General features: G+C 34.0%; 12 protein-coding genes, 1 tRNA gene, 2 rRNA genes and 1 other RNA gene. 7 read left to right on the top strand and 9 right to left on the bottom strand.

Annotated elements, in window-relative coordinates; all coding sequences use genetic code 11:
• Positions 1–8: 8 nt before the first annotated feature.
• Together nadK and M9394_RS01115 are read left to right on the top strand one after the other, a co-directional pair.
• The gene (gene nadK / locus M9394_RS01110; RefSeq protein ID WP_250250168.1) at positions 9–902 is read left to right on the top strand and encodes an NAD(+) kinase; all 894 of its coding nucleotides are present in this window, start codon (positions 9–11) and stop codon (positions 900–902) included.
• Between the two features lie 172 nt (positions 903–1,074).
• Positions 1,075–1,347, top strand: a complete 273-nt coding sequence (locus M9394_RS01115; protein WP_250250170.1) for an outer membrane protein assembly factor BamE — start codon at positions 1,075–1,077, stop codon at positions 1,345–1,347.
• A 23-nt stretch (positions 1,348–1,370) separates the two neighbouring features.
• On the opposite strand, the gene M9394_RS01120 is transcribed toward M9394_RS01115, so the two are convergent.
• Positions 1,371–1,817, bottom strand: a complete 447-nt coding sequence (locus M9394_RS01120; RefSeq protein ID WP_250247233.1) for a type II toxin-antitoxin system RatA family toxin — start codon at positions 1,815–1,817, stop codon at positions 1,371–1,373.
• 92 nt (positions 1,818–1,909) lie between these two features.
• Between M9394_RS01120 and smpB the strand changes: the two genes are divergently transcribed.
• The 4 genes from smpB (at position 1,910) to pssA (ending at position 5,301) form a co-directional block, all read left to right on the top strand.
• Positions 1,910–2,410 (top strand): SsrA-binding protein SmpB, encoded by a 501-nt coding sequence (smpB, locus tag M9394_RS01125; protein ID WP_250247232.1) that lies wholly within the window; start codon positions 1,910–1,912, stop codon positions 2,408–2,410.
• 19 nt (positions 2,411–2,429) lie between these two features.
• Positions 2,430–2,818: a transfer-messenger RNA gene (gene ssrA, locus M9394_RS01130) on the top strand.
• A gap of 295 nt (positions 2,819–3,113) precedes the next feature.
• Positions 3,114–3,443: a DMT family transporter gene (locus tag M9394_RS01135; protein WP_250247231.1), complete on the top strand. Its 330-nt coding sequence runs from the start codon at positions 3,114–3,116 to the stop codon at positions 3,441–3,443.
• Between the two features lie 481 nt (positions 3,444–3,924).
• Positions 3,925–5,301, top strand: coding sequence for a CDP-diacylglycerol--serine O-phosphatidyltransferase (gene pssA, locus M9394_RS01140; RefSeq protein WP_250247230.1), 1,377 nt, complete (start codon positions 3,925–3,927; stop codon positions 5,299–5,301).
• 78 nt (positions 5,302–5,379) lie between these two features.
• Here the strand turns inward: pssA and M9394_RS01145 are convergent.
• The 3 genes from M9394_RS01145 to M9394_RS01155 form a co-directional block, all read right to left on the bottom strand.
• Positions 5,380–8,358 (bottom strand): 23S ribosomal RNA (locus M9394_RS01145).
• Between the two features lie 322 nt (positions 8,359–8,680).
• Positions 8,681–8,753, bottom strand: a tRNA-Glu gene (locus M9394_RS01150).
• Positions 8,754–8,866: 113 nt separating this feature from the next.
• Positions 8,867–10,430, bottom strand: a 16S ribosomal RNA gene (locus M9394_RS01155).
• Together the 16S and 23S rRNA genes with 1 tRNA gene alongside form the textbook arrangement of a ribosomal RNA operon.
• 433 nt (positions 10,431–10,863) lie before the next feature.
• Here M9394_RS01155 and purH point away from each other — a divergent pair.
• The gene (gene purH / locus M9394_RS01160; protein ID WP_420022158.1) at positions 10,864–12,489 is read left to right on the top strand and encodes a bifunctional phosphoribosylaminoimidazolecarboxamide formyltransferase/IMP cyclohydrolase; all 1,626 of its coding nucleotides are present in this window, start codon (positions 10,864–10,866) and stop codon (positions 12,487–12,489) included.
• 539 nt (positions 12,490–13,028) lie between these two features.
• Here the strand turns inward: purH and rpoC are convergent.
• The 5 genes from rpoC to rplA all read right to left on the bottom strand — a co-directional run bounded on the left by rpoC (position 13,029) and on the right by rplA (position 23,659).
• Positions 13,029–17,276, bottom strand: coding sequence for a DNA-directed RNA polymerase subunit beta' (gene rpoC, locus M9394_RS01165; RefSeq protein ID WP_250247228.1), 4,248 nt, complete (start codon positions 17,274–17,276; stop codon positions 13,029–13,031).
• Between the two features lie 91 nt (positions 17,277–17,367).
• The gene (rpoB, locus tag M9394_RS01170) at positions 17,368–21,393 is read right to left on the bottom strand and encodes a DNA-directed RNA polymerase subunit beta (RefSeq protein ID WP_250247227.1); all 4,026 of its coding nucleotides are present in this window, start codon (positions 21,391–21,393) and stop codon (positions 17,368–17,370) included.
• Positions 21,394–21,649: 256 nt separating this feature from the next.
• Complete coding sequence (gene rplL, locus M9394_RS01175) at positions 21,650–22,018, bottom strand: 50S ribosomal protein L7/L12 (RefSeq protein WP_250247226.1); 369 nt, start codon at positions 22,016–22,018, stop codon at positions 21,650–21,652.
• A gap of 85 nt (positions 22,019–22,103) precedes the next feature.
• Entirely contained in the window at positions 22,104–22,601 is a 498-nt protein-coding gene (gene rplJ / locus M9394_RS01180) for a 50S ribosomal protein L10 (RefSeq protein ID WP_250247224.1), read from the bottom strand.
• A 350-nt stretch (positions 22,602–22,951) separates the two neighbouring features.
• On the bottom strand, positions 22,952–23,659 hold the full coding sequence (gene rplA, locus M9394_RS01185; protein ID WP_250248058.1) for a 50S ribosomal protein L1: 708 nt from the start codon (positions 23,657–23,659) through the stop codon (positions 22,952–22,954).
• Positions 23,660–23,663: the final 4 nt, after the last annotated feature.

Below are 23,663 nucleotides of genomic sequence, written 5' to 3' on the forward strand. Positions count from 1 at the left end.
ATAATAATATGACTTCTTCTATTTTTCGTACTATTGGTATTATCGGATATTCTCGTTATCCGCAAGCTGTACATACATATGATATTTTATATCATTGGTTATATAATAAAGGGATTACAGTAATCATCGAACATCATGCTGCTAGTTTATTAAATGTACAAAAAGCAGTTGTAGGTGATTTAAATGATATAGGAAATTACGCGGATCTAGCTATAGTTATAGGTGGAGATGGCAATATGTTAAGAGCTGCGAATATTCTAGCACAACACGATATTAAAGTTATTGGGATCAACCGTGGAACTCTTGGTTTTCTTACTGATTTAGACCCTAATTCAGCATTAGTGGAATTATCTGATGTTTTATCAGGTCATTTTATTAATGAAAAGCGTTTTTTATTAGATGTAACAGTACAACGCTATAATAATCTAATCAGATTAGGTAGTGCTATTAATGAAGTTATTTTACATACAAACACAATTAGACATATGATTGAATTCGAGTTATATATTGACGATGATTTTATTTTTTCACAGAGATCTGATGGTTTAATTATTTCTACTCCGACTGGATCGACCGCATATGCTTTATCTGCTGGAGGACCTATTCTTAGTCCTACAGTAGATGCTATTTTATTAGTACCAATATGCCCTCATACTTTGTCATCTCGGCCAGTTGTGATTAATAGCAAAAGTATGATTTGCCTGAAATTTTCTAAAGTAACATCTGAATTGAAAATAGGTTATGATAATCAAACTCCTGTCTTAGTATGTAAAGAAGAGGAAATCTTTATTCAACGTAGTGATCATTATCTTGATTTGATTCATCCTAATAATTATAACTATTTTAAGAGGCTCAATATTAAGCTTGGTTGGTCACAAAATATTGCTGAAACGAAAAAATAATATTGTATTGATAATTACAACAAAAAAAATCATAAGTGTAATTAAACAATAATTATATGAATATATATTTTATATTGTATTTGAAAAATAGATTGAGCAGAAAATTATGTATTTGAAAGTATTTTTTAGAACGTTATATACCAGTATTGTTGTTACAACGCTGGTATGTAGCATGAGTTGTACTATACTGCAACATATGCCTCAATCCTCTGATATTAAGCAAGGCAATCATTTAAATGAATATGATATTAAAAAGATCCGTCTTGGAATGACAAAATTGGAAATATCTTCTAATATCGGAGATCCGACATTAGAAGGTTTTTTAAACCCGAATACATGGTATTATATCTTTTATTATCGTAGCGGCAATAGAATATTAGAGCATCAAATTTTAACATTAAAATTTGATGCTCATGATATTTTGGTGACTATGAACAGAAAGTAATAATACCTCTACGGGTTTTTATGTTATAACGTGCGATATGTACCGTATATTATGTGAGCCCTGGAAATGAATGCTGTAATTATGTTTTTGTATTTAGTTTTAAAAATATGATTAAAAATTTTTTCGATAAATATTGATTTAAATTCGTAATGAGAAAAATATTCAATTCTACTGACAGCAGAAGTAATAGGAATAAATTCCCAATATCCATAAAATGATTTGAATGGTCCCTTTACTAAAAGGATTGAGATACTTTTGTTGTTTATAAAAAAATTATGAGTAATCAATGATCTAACGATTCCATTAGAAACTATATTCATTTCAGCAATTAATTCGTTATTATTTTGTTCTAAAATCTTACTTACATTGCATCCAGGAAGAAATTTAGTATAAGAATTAATATCATTTACTAAATTAAACATTTGCTCTACACTATATGGCACTGAGACAAAATATTTGATGTAAGCCATATCAATCCTATTTTGAATGGGTTTGAATATTACATGCATATTAATATAATGGTTTTTAGTAATAAAAAAATAATATTTTCAAAAAAATTATTATGAATCAGTTAATTTTCAAGAAAATTACGCAAAATAAACATGCATATCATGAATATTTTATTGAAAAAAAAATTGAATCTGGAATTTCATTGTTAGGATGGGAAGTAAAATCTGCACGTTCTAATATGGTAATTATTAATAATAGTTATGTATCTCTTTATAACAAGGAAGCGTATATTTGTAATTCTATATTTCAATCAAATGTAGCTCAATTTTATAATGAAGCTCACAATTCCGTTCGTGTGCGTAAGTTGTTATTAAAAAAAAATGAATTATTATTTTTAATGGAAAAAGTTAATCAAAAAGGTTATACTGCAATTGTTTTAGATTTGTATTGGAAAAATTCTTGGATTAAAGTGAATATTGGAATTGCTAAAGGTAAGAAAAAATACGAAAAAAGAAATATAATACATATGCGTAAATGGAAAAAAGAAAAAATACATATCTTAAAATATATGAAAATAATAATTGTTTGTATATACAGTATTTCGATGATATAATTGTTTTTAATATTAGAATGGGGCTGATTTTGGATTCGACGGAGTATCTTATTATTTAAAGTGCATGCCGAGGTGAGGTAGGCCTCGTAAAAAGCCTCAAAAAATAAATGCAAATAATACTACATATAAAGAATCTGTTGCTTTAGCAGCTTAAATCAGACTAATATTCTGAAGATTCCCTCTCATTTTAATATTTACTCTTAAATATTAAAATAAATAGAGAGGTCATATAAATAAGAGTGCGCGTAAATGCTTGCTTTTGGCTTAACGTTAAGTATAAAAAGCTAGTTGGTTAGTGATTGGTCTTGATATATCTACACCAATGAATGTAATTCAAGACCTAAGCATGTAGGTTACTAAGAATAAAAAGAATTCTGGACGCGGGTTCGAATCCCGCCAGCTCCACCATAATTTAAGAATCAAATAAAACAAGAAAAAGAAATTAAATGATGAAGGATGATGAAATTTACAGGGGTTTTTATATTTTGGAATAGTTTGGAGTTTTGATTATAGCTTATTGATTCGATTAATAAAAATTCTATTTTATTAATCGCCACTCAAAAATTTCTCTAATGAGATCATGTTTATTTCTTATTTATTCTTTTTGAATAAATCTATTCTTTATTCAAAAAGAATTTTCTTTAATACAAGAATATCTGTTACATGTAATTAAAAAATTTTAAAGAATGAAGAATAAAATCTTATGGATTATTTATATTTATTTATTGCTATTCTTTCCGAGGTTATTGCTACTTCTTATTTAAAAGCATCTGAAGGATTTAGTAAATTATATCCTGCTATTGTAGTAGTAATTGGTTATACACTCTCTTTTATATTATTATCTCTAGTGTTGCAAACAATACCGATGGGTATTGCATATTCTTGTTGGGCTGGACTTGGCATTGTGTTTATTACTGCAGTGGGATATGTATTTTATGATCAAAAATTAGATAGTTTAGCTGTTATCGGTATTGCTTTAATTATTATTGGTGTTGTATTAATCAATATATTTTCTAACACGATAGAACACTAATTTTTTAAAGAAATAATTTACTAATTTATTGTGTTTTTGGAGATATGTATAGGATATTTTCTCAGGTATATTTATTATGTATAATAATGTTTATGTTATAAATAACGCATTTAATTTATCTATTGTCGTATAATATATACGATATACTTCATATATAGTTTTCTATTGAAATTTACTACGGTTTACTATTATTTTATAATTGATTTATTAAAAAAATATTATGGTGTACTTTATCATTAAAACTATTAGCTATATGAGATATATATAATATGTGTATATTGTTAATAATGAAATATTGGCATTATTCGCAATGGTTCAGTTTTATAAAAAAGATTTTAAAAAATTTTAAACATTACGGTATTCATTTTCTTTCTGTGCACATATGATATTTGAGTTGATTTATTGAATTATTCGTATTATGTATGATTATTATATTTTGTAATGTGTCTTCTAAAATTAAGATAAGATATTTTTATTTGTTATGATAAAAAAAAGAAAACATAATGAATTAAATAAATATGATGATCATCAAATATTTCTTAGAGAATTGCCTAAAATTATTCAAAGAGTAGATTATTTTAAGATTCTATTCAGCCCTAAGGAATTTAGAACTGCATTATTGCATGCTATTTCTAGGGCAAGCAATCATATTTGTTTAGTTACATTGTATCTAGATGATGATCAAGGTGGTAGAAAAATTATCGATGCTTTACTTCATGTTAAAAAACTTCGTCCTCAAATTAAAATTAGGATTTTGGTAGATTGGCATCGTGCACGAAGAGTTCGTATTGGTTCTTCTAAAAAATATACGAATATTGATTGGTATACAGATATTATAAAGCAGTATCCTAATACTGAGATTGCAATATACGGAATACCAATCCATGTAAGTGAAGCTTTAGGAGTCCTTCATTTAAAAGGATTTATTATCGACGATCAGATATTGTATAGTGGCGCTAATTTAAATGATGAGTATTTACATGTGAATACTAAATATAGATATGATCGGTATCATATAATACGTAATCCGCAATTATCTGATATTATGTTGAATTATATTGATAGAGAATTATTGTCTGCAAAAGTGACTAACAATTTGGGATATGGAAATTCTTTAAAAAAACTAAAGAACAGTAAGAATAATATTCGTTTGTTGCGTCGTAATTTACGAAAAGTCTGTTACCGTTATCAAGGTAACGCTACATTTAATGAATTAGCAATTTCTCCATTAGTTGGATTAGGTAAAAATAGCGCTCTTAATAAAACTATTTATCATTTAATTTATTCAGCAAGAAATAAAGTTGTATTATGTACACCTTATTTTAATATGCCTACTGTGTTAATACGCGCTTTGATTTCTTTGTTACGCCAAGGAATAAATATAGAAATTATTGTGGGAGATAAAATTGCTAATGATTTCTATGTTCCTACACATCAGCCATTTACACTAATTAGTACTTTACCATATTTATATGAATTAAATTTACGTTATTTTTTAAAAAAGTTGCAAAAATATGTTGATAATAAACAATTATTGGTGCGGATGTGGAAAGAAGGTAATAATGGGTATCATGTTAAGGGTATTTGGGTAGATGATGAATGGCAGTTGATTACTGGAAATAATTTAAACCCTAGATCTGTAAGATTGGATTTAGAAAATGCTTTACTTGTTCATGACCCATGCAAATTGTTGTTTCATCAAAGAAATAAAGAATTAAACATGATCCGTATGCATACGGATCATGTAGCGCATTATACATCATTACAACATGTATCGGATTATCCTACAAGAATAGGACAGTTACTTTATAGAATACATAAGATTAGATTTGATCGATTAATTAATCGTATTTTATAAAAATTAAATGTAATTTGCACATTCTATTTTCTTTATTTTGTATTGTAATCGTTAATTGTTTAAAAATTTCAGAATTGCGAAGTTAAGCTCTCACGGGCCATTAGTATCGGTTAGCTTAACGCTTCACAGCGCTTACACACCCGACCTATCAACGTCATCGTCTTTAACGTCCCTTCAGGAGGATCTTAACCCTCAGGGAAGACTCATCTTGAGGCAAGTTTCCCGCTTAGATGCTTTCAGCGGTTATCTTTTCCGCACATAGCTACCGGGCAATGCCATTGGCATGACAACCCGAACACCAGCGGTGCGTCCACTCCGGTCCTCTCGTACTAGGAGCAGCCCCTCTCAATCTTCCAACGCCCACGGCAGATAGGGACCGAACTGTCTCACGACGTTCTAAACCCAGCTCGCGTACCACTTTAAATGGCGAACAGCCATACCCTTGGGACCTACTGCAGCCCCAGGATGTGATGAGCCGACATCGAGGTGCCAAACACCGCCGTCGATATGAACTCTTGGGCGGTATTAGCCTGTTATCCCCGGAGTACCTTTTATCCGTTGAGCGATGGCCTTTCCATACAGAACCACCGGATCACTAAGACCTGCTTTCGCATCTGCTCGAATCGTCATTCTCGCAGTTAAGCTAGCTTATGCCTTTGCACTAACCTCACGATGTCCAACCGTGATTAGCTAACCTTTGTGCTCCTCCGTTACTCTTTGGGAGGAGACCGCCCCAGTCAAACTACCTACCAGACACTGTCCTTGATCCGGATAACGGATCTAAGTTAGAATATCAAATGTTAAAGGGTGGTATTTCAAGGATGGCTCCATAAGAACTAGCGTCCTTAATTCATAGCCTCCCACCTATCCTACACATCAATATTTAATATTCAGTATCAAGCTATAGTAAAGGTTCACGGGGTCTTTCCGTCTTGCCGCGGGTACGCCGCATCTTCACGGCGAATTCAATTTCACTGAGTCTCGGGTGGAGACAGTCTGGCCATCATTACGCCATTCGTGCAGGTCGGAACTTACCCGACAAGGAATTTCGCTACCTTAGGACCGTTATAGTTACGGCCGCCGTTTACCGAGGCTTCGATCAAGAGCTTTTCTTGTTAAAAGATAACCCTCTCAATTAACCTTCCGGCACCGGGCAGGCGTCACACCGTATACGTCCACTTTCGTGTTTGCACAGTGCTGTGTTTTTAATAAACAGTTGCAGCCAGCTGTTATCTTCGACTGGTTTCAGCTCCAGAAGCAATATTGTTCCTTCACTTACATCCCAGCGTGCCTTCTCCCGAAGTTACGGCACTATTTTGCCTAGTTCCTTCACCCGAGTTCTCTCAAGCGCCTGAGTATTCTCTACCTAACCACCTGTGTCGGTTTATGGTACGATTAGATATAACCTGAAGCTTAGAGGTTTTTCCTGGAAGTATAGCATTAATTCCTTCGCCATATTAATGGCTCGTCATTACGCCTCAGCGTTAAAAAGATTAGATTTTCCGAATCTTTCCGCTTACACGCTTAAACCGAGACTACCGATCCTCGGCGAACCTAGCTTTCTTCGTCACCCCATCGCAGTTATATCTAGTACAGGAATATTAACCTGTTTTCCATCGGCTACGCCTGTTGGCCTCACCTTAGGGGTCGACTCACCCTGCCCCGATTAACGTTGGACAGGAAACCTTAGTTTTTCGGCGAGCGGGTTTTTCACCCGCTTTATCGTTACTTATGTCAGCATTCGCACTTCTGATACCTCCAGCATGTTTTACAACATACCTTCTCAGGCTTACAGAACGCTCCCCTACCCAATAGTTTTATGCTCAATAGTTAATAAATCATAAATTTAAAAATATTTAAGTATAAAATCCTATTGCCGCAGCTTCGGTGCATGATTTAGCCCCGTTACATCTTCCGCGCAAGCCGACTCGACCAGTGAGCTATTACGCTTTCTTTAAATGATGGCTGCTTCTAAGCCAACATCCTGGCTGTCTAAGCCTTCTCACATCGTTTCCCACTTAATCATGACTTAAGGACCTTATCTGGCGATCTGGGTTGTTTCCCTCTCCACGACGAATGTTAGCACCCGCCGTGTGTCTCCCGTAATAACATGCTTTAGTATTCGTAGTTTGCATCGAGTTGGTAGTCTGGGATGGACCCCTAGTCGAAACAGTGCTCTACCCCTAAAGTTGAATTTACGAGGCGCTACCTAAATAGCTTTCGGGGAGAACCAGCTATCTCCCGGTTTGATTGGCCTTTCACCCCTAACCACAAATCATCCGCTAATTTTTCAACATTAGTCGGTTCGGTCCTCCAGTCAGTGTTACCTAACCTTCAACCTGTTCATAGTTAGATCACCGGGTTTCGGGTCTATATCCTGCAACTCAACGCCCAGTTAAGACTCGGTTTCCCTACGGCTCCCTTATTTAGTTAACCTTGCTACAGAATATAAGTCGCTGACCCATTATACAAAAGGTACGCAGTCACGCAAACGAACAACATTTACGCTCCTACTGCTTGTACGTACACGGTTTCAGGTTCTATTTCACTCCCCTCGCCGGGGTTCTTTTCGCCTTTCCCTCACGGTACTGGTTCACTATCGGTCAGTCAAGAGTATTTAGCCTTGGAGGATGGTCCCCCCATCTTCAGACAAGATATCACGTGTCCCGTCCTACTTATTGAGTTATGGTAATTAATATATTTTCAGATACGAGGCTATCACTCTATATTGCTAATTTTTCCAAATTATTCTCTTAATATATTAACGACACTATGTAACTCTGGGCTGTTCCCCGTTCGCTCGCCACTACTAAGGGAATCTCAAATTGATTTCTATTCCTCAGAGTACTAAGATGTTTCAGTTCCTCTGGTTTGCTTTATTCAGCTATGAATTTACTGAATAATAATGCACAATTTAAATTGCATTGGGTTTCCCCATTCGGAAATCACCGGTTAAAACGCTTCAAATCAGCTTACCGATACTTTTCGCAGATCAGCACGTCCTTCATCGCCTTTGACTGCCAAGGCATCCACCGTGTACGCTTAAATTACTTAACTTCGCAATCCTGAAATTTCTATAAATCTTTTTAAGCCATTACACATGCTTGGGCTATAGATAACTCTAATTATACTTTTATAATATAATTAGTATTTATATACATATGCATGTATATAATTTTTTTGTAATGCAATAATTGCTGTAATTATTGAATCCGACTTTTTTAAATAAATAAAAAATTATGTAACCTACGATTACAAATCGTCGTAAATATTAGTTAATACTTACACTAATATTTTTTAATTTTAAATTTTTCCCTTATTGTTAAAGAACAAAAATACCAAATTTTATATTTATAAAACCCACTATAAAAACCTATAATGTCCCCTAGGGGTTTCGAACCCCTGTTGCCGCCGTGAAAGGGCAGTGTCCTAGACCTCTAGACGAAGGGGACTGAGTTCTAGTAACAACAAAATTTAATCTTGGTATTTTATAAATATTTCAATTATCATAGAATAATGTTAGATAACTGATGTGGGCGCTTTTGCTCATATTATTTTGATAAAGTAAGGAGGTGATCCAACCGCAGGTTCCCCTACGGTTACCTTGTTACGACTTCACCCCAGTCATGAATCACAAAGTGGTAAGCGCCCTCCCTAAGGTTAAGCTACTTACTTCTTTTGCAACCCACTTCCATGGTGTGACGGGCGGTGTGTACAAGGCCCGGGAACGTATTCACCGTGACATTCTGATCCACGATTACTAGCGATTCCGACTTCATGGAGTCGAGTTGCAGACTCCAATCCGGACTAAGACGTACTTTGTGAGGTTTGCTTGCTCTCACGAGTTTGCTTCTCTTTGTATACGCCATTGTAGCACGTTTGTAGCCCTACTCATAAGGGCCATGATGACTTGACGTCATCCTCACCTTCCTCCGGTTTATCACCGGCAGTCTCCTTTGAGTTCCCGACTCGACTCGTTGGCAACAAAGGATAAGGGTTGCGCTCGTTGCGGGACTTAACCCAACATTTCACAACACGAGCTGACGACAGCCATGCAGCACCTGTCTCAAAGTTCCCGAAGGCACTCTCATATTTCTATAAGATTCTTTGGATGTCAAGAGTAGGTAAGGTTCTTCGTGTTGCATCGAATTAAACCACATGCTCCACCGCTTGTGCGGGCCCCCGTCAATTCATTTGAGTTTTAACCTTGCGGTCGTACTCCCCAGGCGGTCGATTTAACGCGTTAGCTCCGAAAGTCACAGCTCAAAGTCTACAACCTTCAAATCGACATCGTTTACGGCATGGACTACCAGGGTATCTAATCCTGTTTGCTCCCCATGCTTTCGTACCTGAGTGTCAGTTTTCGTCCAGGGGGCCGCCTTCGCCACTGGTATTCCTCCAGATCTCTACGCATTTCACCGCTACACCTGGAATTCTACCCCCCTCTACGAAACTCTAGCTTGCCAGTTTCAAATGCAGTTCCTAAGTTGAGCTCAGGGATTTCACATCTGACTTAACAAACCACCTACGTACTCTTTACGCCCAGTAATTCCGATTAACGCTCGCACCCTCCGTATTACCGCGGCTGCTGGCACGGAGTTAGCCGGTGCTTCTTATATGGGTAACGTCAATTAATATTGATATTAGCAATACTAAGTTCTTCCCCATTGAAAGTGCTTTACAACCCGAAGGCCTTCTTCACACACACGGTATAGCTGCATCAGGGTTTCCCCCATTGTGCAATATTCCCCACTGCTGCCTCCCGTAGGAGTCTGGACCGTGTCTCAGTTCCAGTGTGGCTGATCATCCTCTCAGACCAGCTAAGGATCGTGGCCTAGGTGGGCCATTACCCCGCCTACTAGCTAATCCTATCTGGGTTCATCCGGTGGCATAAGGCTTTTTTATTAAATAAAAAAGTCCCCTACTTTGGTCATAACGACTTCATGCGGTATTAGCTATCGTTTCCAACAGTTGTCCCCCTCCATCGGGCAGATCCCCAGACCTTACTCACCCGTTCGCCGCTTGCCAGCAGAGCTGCATAAATTTGCAACTCTCTGTTGCCGCTCGACTTGCATGTGTTAAGCTTACCGTCAGCGTTCAATCTGAGCCATGATCAAACTCTTCAATTTAAAATTAATTCCCATTTATAAAATAAGTTCGTTAATTTTAATGAGTAACTATTAATCAATTAACTTTTCTATGTTTTAGAATGGATAATACTATATCTTATATTTGCTCAAGTGCCCACATCAATTATCTAAAAATCATATTGTTAAAGAACTATATTTCTAATCATATATATTTCATACTATTTTAAAAATAAAACAAATATATCATTATCATTGATTTTGACTGATGTCAATAGTATTTAATACTATTTTATAATTTGATAGTTTTTATTGAAAATATTTAAACTACATTTTTATAATTGTAAAAATTATTTAAATCATTTTGTGTCTTAGTGAATAATATATAATATATACTATAATTATGTTACTATTGTATAATATTTGTTAAGATACATTGATACCGTAGTTTAATTATTGTTACGAGGATATTATGATACAATCATCATTGTTAATTCGTCGTGTATTAATTAGTGTATTTGATAAATCTAATATTTTAGAATTTGCTCAGTCATTAATTCAACGGGGTATTCAATTATTATCTACTGGGGGTACGGCTCAAATATTATCTGATGCTGGATTGCCAGTAATCAAAATTTCCGACTATACTAAATTACCTGAAATTATGGACGGACGCGTTAAAACATTACACTATAAAGTATATGCTGGAATTCTTGGTAGACGAGGATTAGATGATGCTATCATGCGCCAATATAATATTCCACCAATTGATATGGTAGTAGTTAATTTTTATTCATTTAATGCCTTGCTTTCAAAAAATAAAAAATATTCTCAAGAAGAAATGTTAGATCGTATTGATATCAGTGGCCCAAGTATGGTGAGGGCAGCAGCAAAAAATTATAAAAACGTAGCTGTTGTAGTCAATAACGATAGTTATAAAAAAATTTTAGATGAAATCAATTGTTATGATGGATTACTCAGTTTAGACACTCGTTTTCATTTGGCGGTAAAAGCATTTAAATATGTTACTGAATATGATAATACAATTTCTGATTATTTTAATCATCAATTACGAAGCAGCTATCATACATCCATGACTAATGATCATCATTACGATCAATCCTATTCTTATTTTCCTAAAAATTTAACTTTTATGAATCTTAAATTTATAAAAAAACAAGATATGCGTTATGGAGAAAATCCACATCAACGCGCAGCATTTTATACGGATATATCTAAGAAACACACAGGATCTATTTCTGATGCTCAGCAATTACAAGGAAAACCATTATCTTACAATAATATAGTAGACATGGATACGGCGTTAGAATGCGCGAAAATGTTCGATGAACCAACTTGTGTGATTGTTAAACATACTAATCCATGTGGTGTAGCAACATCTGATACTATTTGCACTGCGTATGCTAAAGCTTATCAATCAGATCCGATTTCTGCGTTTGGAGGAATTATTGCTTTTAATAGATCTTTAGATAAAAAGACAGCTCAAACCATTATTAGTCAACAATTTGTCGAAGCAATCGTCGCTCCAAATATTAATCGAGATTGTATTAGTATTGTATCTAGTAAAAAACATGTACGAATATTGAAGTGTGGCATGTGGACCCCACGAACATCAGATGTAGATTTCAAACGAATTAATGGAGGATTATTAATACAAGATTATGATGTAATGACAAATTTAAAGCATTTAGAAATAGTTACTATTCGAAAACCAACAAAAGAAGAAATGAAAGATGCATTATTCTGTTGGAAAGTGGTTAAATTTGTTAAATCTAATGCCATTGTTTGCGGTAAAAATTGTCAAACTATCGGAATTGGAACCGGTCAAATGAATCGAGTGTACGCGGCAAAAATAGCTACTTCCTTCCAAGAACGACAGGGCGTATTGAATACTAAAGGGTCAGTGATGGCTTCTGATGCTTTTTTTCCTTTTTCTGACGTGGTACATATTGCGTCCGAAATAGGTATTAAATGTATTATCCAACCAGGAGGATCTATTCGAGACCAAGAAATTATTAAAACTGCTGATCGGCATGGTATTGCGATGATTTTCACACATATTCGTCATTTTAGGCATTAATTATTTAAAAAATTATCGTATTTCTCTGGAGAAAATACGAGAGTCTTAGACATTTTTTGATAACAAAAATGATTATATATCAAAACAATAGCTTTTTTATCATTTAAAAATTGTGGACAATAATTTTCTTAAAGACATGTTGAATAGAATCCATTTTATCTATAAAAATTGGGGAAAAGAGTTAACTTTTTATAAAAAATGATAAACATGTGTTATTAACGATGTTAATTTAATTAGATTATTTATAAACAAATTGCACATAAGTGTATATATTGTATATATAGCATAATATTTTATAAGCAAAGTTATGTGGCAGTGTAATCGTCAATTGTTAATTTTACATCGAACAAAAAGGTTATCGTTAAAATAATACAAATTGCACCCCATTTTTAGTTGATAAACATATCACACTATATGTATAAAAATTACAGTATAAATTAAATAATATCAACTCAAATAATACTATTATTTATGCCTATAACGTGATTTTACAATATAGCCCTTTCTCTTGCTTGTTATCATATTTCTTAAAATTCTATTTATTTAGGAGAAGTTGCGTTTAATAGTTCAGTTAAATTCGCCGATGCTTCATCTGCTGTAATTTGGGAAGAAATATTTGTTATTACAGATTTTTCTGTTTCTTTTGTATTACTGGGATGACGATGATGTACGCGCTCCTGATGATAAGAGTAGCCAGTTCCAGCCGGGATCAATCTACCAACAATGACGTTTTCTTTAAGACCACGTAGTTCATCTCGCTTTCCAGCTACAGATGATTCTGTCAGCACACGTGTTGTTTCTTGAAAAGATGCTGCAGAAATAAATGATTCTGTCGCTAATGAAGCTTTAGTTATGCCCAATAAATTACGTATAAAACTTATTTTTACTTTTCCTTCATTTTCTAATTTTCGATTAGCAATTTTAATACGTGAATATTCTACCTGTTCACCTACTAAAAAATCAGAACTGCCTGATCGAATCACAGTGGCTTTACGCAACATCTGACGCACAATAACTTCTATATGTTTATCATTGATCTTTACTCCTTGTAAGCGATAAACATCTTGCACTTCATTTACAATGTAACGAGTTACAGCGTGCACTCCACGTAATCTCAGAATATCATGGGGAGATTCCGGTCCATCAGAAATGATATCTCCACGATCTACGTATTCACCTTCAAAAACATTAAGATGACGCCATTTGGGAATCATTTCTTCATACACATCTCCGTCTTCAATAGGAGATATCATTAAACGACGTTTTCCTTTGGTTTCTTTGCCAAAAGAAATGGTCCCGCTAATTTCTGCTAAAATTGCCGATTCTTTTGGACGACGTGCTTCAAAGAGGTCGGCAACACGCGGTAAGCCTCCGGTAATATCTTTAGTACCACTACTTTCATACGGTAATCTTGCTAATATATCTCCACAAATAATTCTGGATCCATCAACTAATTGAATTACACTTCTACCAGGCAAAAAATATTGAACAGGCACATCTGTACCTGGAATAAAGATATCATAACCATTAATATCTACTATTTTTAATGTAGGTCTTAAATCTTTAGCGCTACTCACACGTTCAGAGGTATCTAATACTACAATGGAGGTTAATCCTGTTAATTCATCCGTTTGTTTGACAATACTTTGACCATCTATCAAATCAATAAATTGGATAAATCCACTTACTTCAGCAATCACCGGCATAGTATGTGGATCCCAATAAGCTACTATTTCTCCATGTATGACTTTTTCTTCATTTTTTTTAGTTATTATAGCTCCATACGGTACTTTATAGCTTTCTTTGGTACGAGAAAATTGATCAATAATTTTAAGCTCAGTGTTACGTGATATAACCACTAATTTTCCTTCTCCATTTATTACGGATTTGATATTTTTTAAACGGACAGTACCCGTGTTTTTAATTTGAATACTCGATTCTAAAGCAGATCGGGAGGCGGCTCCCCCAATATGAAAGGTACGCATAGTTAATTGAGTGCCTGGCTCACCAATAGATTGAGCAGCAATGACGCCAATTGCTTCTCCTTTATTTACAAGTTGACCCCGAGCTAAATCCCGACCATAACATTTTGAACAAACTCCAAAATCAGTATCACAAGTCACAACAGATCGCACTTTGACAGTATCAATGGAATGTTCATCTAAAATATCACACCAGTATTCGTCTAATAAAGTGTTACGTACGATCAATACTTTATCATCCTCCGCGTTAGATTCTAGAACATCTTCTGCTAAAACTCGACCTAATACACGTTCTCGTAAAGGTTCTTTTACATCTCCGCCTTCAATAACAGGGCTCATTACGATACCAGAAAATGTATCGCAATCGTCTTGAGTGATTACTAAGTCTTGAGCAACATCTACTAAACGACGAGTTAAATAACCAGAATTAGCTGTTTTTAAAGCAGTATCAGCTAATCCTTTACGTGCTCCATGTGTAGAAATGAAATACTGTAATACATTTAATCCCTCCCGAAAATTTGCGGTGATAGGTGTTTCAATAATTGATCCATCCGGTTTTGCCATTAAACCACGCATTCCGGCAAGTTGGCGAATTTGTGCCGCTGATCCGCGAGCCCCAGAGTCTGCCATCATAAAAATGTTATTAAATGAAGCTTGAGTTTCTGGTTGTCCATTACGATTCATCACAGTCTCAGTAGCTAAATTATCCATCATTGCTTGTGCAACACGTTCATTAGCCGCAGCCCAAATATCAATAACCTTGTTATAACGTTCTCCTGCTGTCACTAATCCAGTTTGAAATTGTTCTTGTATTTCTACCACTTCAGATTCTGCTTCATCGATTATATCCGCTTTTTTCGAAGGAATCATCATATCATCAATACCGACAGAAGCTCCAGAACGAGCAGCATATGCAAACCCAGTATACATAATTTGATCAGCTAAGATAACAGTAGCTTTCAAACCCAGCAGACGATAACAACTATTTAACATTGTGGATATAGCTTTCTTGCCTAATACTTGATTGACCAATATAAATGGTAATCCTTTAGGAACAATCATCCATAATATAGAGCGTCCTATTGTACTATTGACAAGATTTGTTTTTTTTGACCATTCTCCGTTTTTATCATATTCGTATTCGGTAATACGTATCTTAATACGAGCGTGTAGATCGGCCAAACCTAAACGATAAAGACATTCTGCTTCTTTTGGGCCAGTTAATACCATTCCTTCACCTTTAGCATTTGAACGTTCGCGAGTCATATAATACAAACCTAATACTACGTCCTGTGATGGAACAATAATAGGTTCTCCATTAGCAGGAGATAAAATATTATTAGTAGACATCATTAAAGCTCTAGCCTCTAATTGAGCCTCTAGTGTTAATGGAACGTGTACTGCCATTTGATCACCGTCAAAATCCGCGTTATAGGCGGCACAGACTAATGGATGTAATTGAATGGCTTTTCCTTCTATTAATACTGGTTCAAAAGCTTGAATGCCTAACCTATGTAATGTAGGAGCACGATTTAACATTACTGGATGTTCTCGAATTACGTTATCGAGAATATCCCATACTACAGCTTCTTCGCGATCTACCATTTTTTTAGCCGCTTTAATAGTACTAGCAAAACCTTGTAATTCCAATTTTCCATAAATAAATGGTTTAAATAATTCTAAAGCCATTTTTTTTGGTAACCCACATTGATGTAATTTTAAATAGGGTCCAACAGTAATTACTGAACGACCCGAATAATCAACACGTTTCCCTAAAAGATTCTGACGAAATCTACCTTGTTTACCTTTAATCATGTCAGCTAAAGATTTCAAAGGACGTTTGTTAGAACCAGTAATTGCACGTCCTCTACGTCCGTTATCTAGCAATGCATCTACTGCTTCTTGTAGCATTCTTTTTTCATTGCGTACTATGATTTCTGGAGCAGATAAATCTAATAATCGTTTTAATCTATTGTTTCTATTAATAACACGACGGTATAAATCATTTAAATCAGAAGTAGCAAAACGCCCCCCATCTAATGGAACTAATGGTCTTAAATCCGGAGGCAGTACTGGCAACACATTTAAAACCATCCATTCAGGTTTATTTTCAGAATATATAAATGCTTCAATTAATTTTATACGTTTTGTTATTTTTTTGCGTTTAGTTTCAGAATTACTATCTTCTAATATTTCTCGTAAGTATTCACATTCATTTTTTAAATTTGTATTTCTTAATAAAATTTGAATGGCTTCAGCTCCCATTTTAGCTTCAAATTCATCTCCAAACTCTTCTAATGCATCTAAATATTCCTCTTCAGTTAAGATCTGACGACATTCGAGACTAGTCATGCCGCTTTCAACTACTACATAGGATTCGAAATATAAAACGCGTTCTATATCGCGTAATGGCATATCTAATAACAAACCAATACGCGAGGGTAATGATTTTAGAAACCAAATATGAGCAGTAGGAGAAGCCAATTCGATATGTCCCATGCGTTCACGTCGTACTTTGCTTTGTGTTACTTCTACTCCACATTTTTCGCAAACTACCCCACGATGTTTTAGACGCTTATATTTACCGCATAAGCACTCATAATCTTTAATAGGCCCAAAAATGCGAGCACAAAATAAACCATCTCGTTCAGGTTTAAAAGTACGGTAATTAATAGTCTCTGGTTTTTTCACTTCACCAAAAGACCAGGATCTAATCATATCTGGAGAAGCAAGTGCAATTTTGATTGCATTAAATTCTTCTACTTGAATATGTTGTGTCTTAAAAAATCTCAGTAAATCTTTCACAGATGAGCCTTTATTAAAGTTATACTTTTTGAACGTATAAGTACTATATGCTTTACAAAATATGTCTATATATAGAGATTAATTTAAAATATTAATCTTCTAGTTCAATATTAATTGCTAAAGAACGAATTTCTTTTAATAAAACATTAAAAGACTCAGGCATTCCTGGTTCCATCGTATGATTGCCATCAACAATATTTTTATACATTTTAGTGCGTCCATTTACATCATCTGATTTTACAGTTAACATTTCTTGTAAAGTATATGATGCACCATAAGCTTCTAATGCCCATACTTCCATTTCACCGAAACGTTGACCTCCAAACTGAGCTTTCCCACCCAGTGGTTGTTGGGTTACTAAACTATAAGAACCAGTAGAACGTGCATGCATTTTATCGTCTACCAAATGATTTAGTTTTAACATGTACATATAGCCCACAGTAACTTGTCTCTCGAATGCTTCTCCTGTGCACCCATCAAATAATGTAATCTGACCAGAGCTAGGTAATCCAGATAATTTTAAAAGGTCTTTAATTTCTTTTTCTGTAGCGCCATCGAATACTGGAGTAGCAATAGGCATTCCTTTTTTTAAATTTTTAGCTAATTTTAATATTTCTACATCTGAAAATGAATTAAGATTGATGTGTTGCCGCGATCCTTCTCCTAAATTATACGCTTGCTGCATAAATCTTCTTAATTGATTTGCTTCTTTATGTTGTTGCAACATAAAGTTTATTTTATCTCCAATACCTTTTGCCGCCATACCAAGATGCGTTTCTAAAATTTGACCAATATTCATTCGAGATGGTACTCCAAGAGGATTGAGTACGATATCTACCGGTATTCCGTGTTGATCATATGGCATATCTTCAATGGGGTTAATCTTAGATATTACTCCTTTATTTCCATGTCTTCCTGCCATTTTGTCGCCAGGTTGTATCTGACGTTTTACAGCTAAATATACTTTAACTATTTTTAAAATACCGGGGGCTAATTCATCTCCTTGAGTGATTTTACGATGTTGAATTTCTAATTTTTTTTCAAACACACGTTTTAAATCAAAATATTGTTTAGTTAATTGAGATAACTGATATTGTTTTTCTGGATCTGATAACACCAAATCTAACCAAGCATTGCGACTAGTTTCAAACAATTTCTTTTTATCCATTCCACTGGCCATTAATACATCGCAAACACGATCAAATAAAGCTGATTCAAAAATTTGTAATTCTTCACTTAAATCTTTCTTAACCTGTTTTAATTTCTCGGATTCAATTATTAATGAACGTTTATCTTTATTAATACCGTCTCTAGTAAATATTTGCACATCAATTACAGTACCACAAACCCCATTGGGAACACGTAAAGATGAATCTTTTACATCGGATGCTTTTTCACCAAAAATAGCACGCAATAATTTTTCTTCCGGTGTTAATTGAGTTTCTCCTTTGGGTGTAACTTTTCCGACGAGGATATCTCCTCCTATTACTTCTGCGCCGATATAGATAATTCCAGATTCATCTAATTTAGATAAAGCTGTCTCTCCTACATTTGGAATATCAGACGTGATTTCTTCAGGTCCTAATTTAGTATCACGAGATACACAAGTTAACTCTTGAATATGTATACTTGTAAATTTATCTTCTTGCACTACACGTTCCGAGACCAACATCGAATCTTCAAAATTATATCCATTCCAAGGCATAAATGCAATTCGCATATTTTGACCTAAAGCTAATTCTCCTAAATCAGTAGATGGACCATCTGCTATAACATCTCCATGTTCTACTAGTTCTCCTAAAGACACGCAAGGACGTTGATTGATGCAAGTATTTTGGTTAGATCGAATATATTTTGTTAATTGATAGATATCAATTCCTGATTCTTCAGTATGTGTTTCATTTTCGTTAACATGTATCACAATACGTGATGCATCTACATATTTAACGACACCGCCGCGTTTAGCTACTACAGCAACACCAGAATCTATAGCTACTGCACGTTCCATTCCAGTACCTACTAATGGTTTTTCACTACATAAAACAGGAACGGCTTGGCGTTGCATGTTTGCGCCCATAAGAGCACGATTAGCATCATCGTGTTCAAGAAAAGGGATTAATGAAGCAGCAACTGAAACTATTTGTTGTGTAGATACATCCATGTAATCAACTTGATCTTTTTTAAAAAGACCAGATTCACCTTTATTTCTGCAAGTTACCAGATCGTCAATAAATTCTCCTGTTGAATTTAAGTTTGTATTTGCTTGAGCAATAACGAAATCACCCTCTTCAATTGCAGACAAGTAATGAATGTCATTACTAACAACGCCATTTTGGACTTTTCGGTATGGAGTTTCTAAAAATCCGTACTTATTAGCTCGAGCATATACAGATAATGAATTAATTAAACCTATATTTGGTCCTTCTGGAGTTTCGATTGGGCAGACTCGACCATAATGTGTAGGATGGACATCACGTACTTCAAATCCTGCACGTTCTCTAGTTAAACCTCCTGGTCCTAAAGCAGATATGCGACGTTTATGAGTAATTTCTGATAATGGATTGTTTTGATCCATAAATTGAGATAATTGGCTAGAAGTAAAAAATTCTCTTACTGCAGCTGAGATTGGTTTGGCATTAATCAGGTCTTGAGGGGTTAACACGTCTAAATCACCCAAAGATAAGCGTTCTTTCACCGCGCGTTCTACTCTAACTAATCCGATTCTAAATTGATTTTCTGCCATTTCACCTACAGAACGAATACGCCGATTCCCCAAATGATCGATATCATCTACTTCTCCTTTACCGTTTCTAATATCAATCAATTTTTTTATTACATCAACAATATCATCCTTTTTTAATGTTCCTAAATCTTCTATTTGTAGTCGTTGTAATGAACGATTAAATTTCATTCTTCCCACAGAAGACAAGTCATAACGCTCTTCTGAAAAAAATAAGTTTTCAAACAAATATTCGGCAGCTTCTTTAGTCGGGGGTTCCCCTGGACGCATTACACGATAAATTTCTACTAATGCATCAAATTTATTTGTAGTTGCATCAATACGCAAAGTTTCAGAGATATAATTACCGTAATCTAAATCGTTACTGAATAATGTTTCTATGGATTCATATCCTGATCGAATTAAGTTATGCAATATGTCAGAAGATATTTCTGTATTAGCTGTAACAATAGGTATATTTGTACTCTTATCGAAATAGTCTTTTATGACAACTTTACCAATTATATAATCCATGGGTACTTCAATTTTTGAAATTTTATCCTTTTTTAATTGACGAATATGTTTAGCTGCAATACGACGTCCCTTTTTTACATATATAACACCATTAACAGCAATATCAAAAGATGCTGTTTCACCGCGTAATCTTTCAGGGATTAAATGCATATATAATGTATTATTCTGAATTTCGTATATTACTTTATTAAAAAATATATTTAAAATTTGATCGGTAGTATAATTTAAAGCACGTAATATTACTGTTACTGGTAACTTACGTCGCCGATCAATTCGAACAAATAAATTATCTTTTAAATCGAATTCAAAATCTAACCAAGATCCACGATATGGAATAATACGTGCATTATATAATACTTTTCCGGATGAATGTGTTTTACCTTTATCGCTATCAAAAAACACACCAGGACTTCTATGTAATTGAGATACAATAACCCGTTCAATACCATTGATAATAAAAGTACCGTTATTAGTCATGAGAGGAATTTCACCCATATATACTTCTTGTTCTTTAGTATTTTTGATTATGTTATTTAATCCCTCTCGTTCATAAATAATTAAACATAGACGTACGCGTAACGGAGCAGAAAAAGTAGCACCACGTGTCTGACATTCTTTCACATCAAACGTTGGTTCTCCTAATTGATATTTGATGTATTGTAGTTCAGCGTTTCCATTATAGCTTTTAATTGGAAAAACAGATCTAAAAGCTGCTTCCAATCCACATTGTCCCTCTGGATCTTGTTTAATAAATTTTTGAAAAGAATCAATCTGAATAGAAAGAAGATACGGAATATCCAAAACTTGAGGGCGTTTTCCAAAGTCTTTACGAATACGTTTCTTTTCAGTATAAGAATACACCATAAAGTTCCTCGATAGTTAATATGGGCGATTGTTTTTTCGAAGAAATAAGTTAGCTGCTATATAATATAATTATAAATTTCTATATTTACTGTAGACTTAGACACATACAGTATTTATGTGCTTTTATTTTTTTAAATGCATATAGAATTTAGAAGTACCATAATTCTATTACTTGTTAAATATTAAATATCACTTCTATATAAATGGTATAAAATCCTATAGCCAACGAATCAATAATAAATTGTTTGATTTGTCTTCATTTAATTTCGACAGATGCGCCTACTGCCTCTAGAGTTTTTTTTAAGGTTTCAGCATCATCTTTGCTTATTGATTCTTTCAAAATGACAGGAGCAGATTCCACTAATTCTTTAGCTTCTTTTAATCCTAGACCAGTGATACTGCGCACAGTTTTAATGACAGGAATTTTGTTATTACCAATAGCAGTTAAAAAAACATTAAATTCAGTTTGCTCTTCTACGATTGCCTCTGATGTATCAGGTTCAACAGTAGTCAATGAAGCAGCGGAGACTCCAAATTTTTCTTCCATCATAGAAGTTAAACGAACTATATCCATAACAGACATATTGGCAATAGCGTCTAAAATTTGTTCTTTTGTAAGAGACATAAAAATCTCCAAAAATATAAAATATTAAAAATATTACATAATCAAATTACTATTTATTCAAAATACCTACAACATATTTACTAAACTATAACTTATTTTTTTGATTAGATAATATATGTAAAATGTGTATTAAACTTCCTATGCTACTTGTTTTCATAATTGTTATTAATTTAAAGATAGCTTCTTTCTGATTAGGTAAATCAGACAAGAGATTTATTTTAGATGCAGGAATAAATTTTCCTTCAAAAACTGCACCTTTTATCTTAAAATGCTCATGGTTTTTAGTAAATTTTACAAAAATTCGCGCGGAATCACGGGGTTGATTCATAGAAAATGCAACAATATTTTGCCCTGTTAAAATTTCTCGTAAACACGCTAAAGGTGTGTTTACGATTACTTTTCGCATAAGTGTATTGCGAATGACATGTACGCGTACGCCAATATCACGTGCTTCCTGTCTCAATTTGGTTACTTCATTAACAGCAATACCATCCAAAGCTGCTACCACAACAGATAACGCTCTTATAGCTGTTTCATGAATTTTACAAATAATCTCTTCTTTTTTTTGAAGGTTTAATGCCATTAATAACACCGTGCTATAACCCAATATACATATTGATACGCAAATGCACCAATCATAAACTTCTATACACGATCATAAACTAATTCAGTCATGTTAAATATAAAAAAGTTTTAATCAATTTTAATCGCCTGTATTCATTATATAGATAACAAACATAAATTAATCTAGTCTTCATTATAGTTAACAACTGCATACATGTGTATGAATGCGTTATCATTGTTATTTTACTCAAAAATCACAAATTTATGTCAATATGCATTTATATAAATACAACAAACACACCATTCCAAGAAGATTCTAGATCAATTTGAAGATCATGTAAAGAATCTTATTAATAAAAATAATCAATATTAATTGATTGCAACACATAAACTATTTCGATCAATAGATATAGATCTACCCATAGTAGTGGAAATAGTTATTTTTTTAATGTATGTTCCTTTATATAGAATCGGTTTAGCTTGTTTTAAAGATACTATCAACGCTTCTAAATTTTCTTTAAGTTGTATGAGATCAAAATTAATTTTTCCAATAGTAGAATGAATAATACCGTTCTTATCATTTTTATAACGTATTTGCCCTAATTTAACATTTTTAACTGATTCTGCTACATCATGAGATACAGTACCCATTTTAAGATTAGGCATTAAGCCTCTTGGTCCCAAAATAGGGCCTAATTTACTTACTATATTCATGACATCAGGAGATGCAATCACCACATCTGGTCGATAGTTCTTATTTTTTATCTGATCATATAAATCTTCTAATCCAACTAAATCAGCTCCCGCATTTTTAGCTAGCACTATATTGTCACCTTGAGTAAAAACAGCAACATGAATATCACGACCAATACCGTGCGGTAGAATCACATTGCTACGTATATTTTGATCAGATTTACGCGCATTGATACCTAAATTAATAGCGGTATCAACACTTTCAACAAATTTAACTCTTGCCATTTTTTTTAATAATTCTAATCCATCTAATACGTGATATTGTATAGATGTATCTGCGCAATTTCGCATCATACGCATTCTTTTGCTTAATTTACCCGTCATATCA

It is taken from the genome of Candidatus Blochmanniella camponoti (assembly GCF_023585825.1).
In the GTDB taxonomy this organism is placed as follows: domain Bacteria; phylum Pseudomonadota; class Gammaproteobacteria; order Enterobacterales; family Enterobacteriaceae; genus Blochmanniella; species Blochmanniella camponoti.

Coding starts and splice junctions, on each gene's coding strand:
- nadK (WP_250250168.1), top strand. CDS start 9: ATGACTTCTTCTATTTTTCGTACTATTGGTATTATCGGATATTCTCGT.
- M9394_RS01115 (WP_250250170.1), top strand. CDS start 1,075: ATGAGTTGTACTATACTGCAACATATGCCTCAATCCTCTGATATTAAG.
- M9394_RS01120 (WP_250247233.1), bottom strand. CDS start 1,817: ATGGCTTACATCAAATATTTTGTCTCAGTGCCATATAGTGTAGAGCAA.
- smpB (WP_250247232.1), top strand. CDS start 1,910: ATGAATCAGTTAATTTTCAAGAAAATTACGCAAAATAAACATGCATAT.
- M9394_RS01135 (WP_250247231.1), top strand. CDS start 3,114: ATGGATTATTTATATTTATTTATTGCTATTCTTTCCGAGGTTATTGCT.
- pssA (WP_250247230.1), top strand. CDS start 3,925: ATGATAAAAAAAAGAAAACATAATGAATTAAATAAATATGATGATCAT.
- rpoB (WP_250247227.1), bottom strand. CDS start 21,393: ATGGTGTATTCTTATACTGAAAAGAAACGTATTCGTAAAGACTTTGGA.
- rplL (WP_250247226.1), bottom strand. CDS start 22,018: ATGTCTCTTACAAAAGAACAAATTTTAGACGCTATTGCCAATATGTCT.
- rplJ (WP_250247224.1), bottom strand. CDS start 22,601: ATGGCATTAAACCTTCAAAAAAAAGAAGAGATTATTTGTAAAATTCAT.
- rplA (WP_250248058.1), bottom strand. CDS start 23,659: ATGACGGGTAAATTAAGCAAAAGAATGCGTATGATGCGAAATTGCGCA.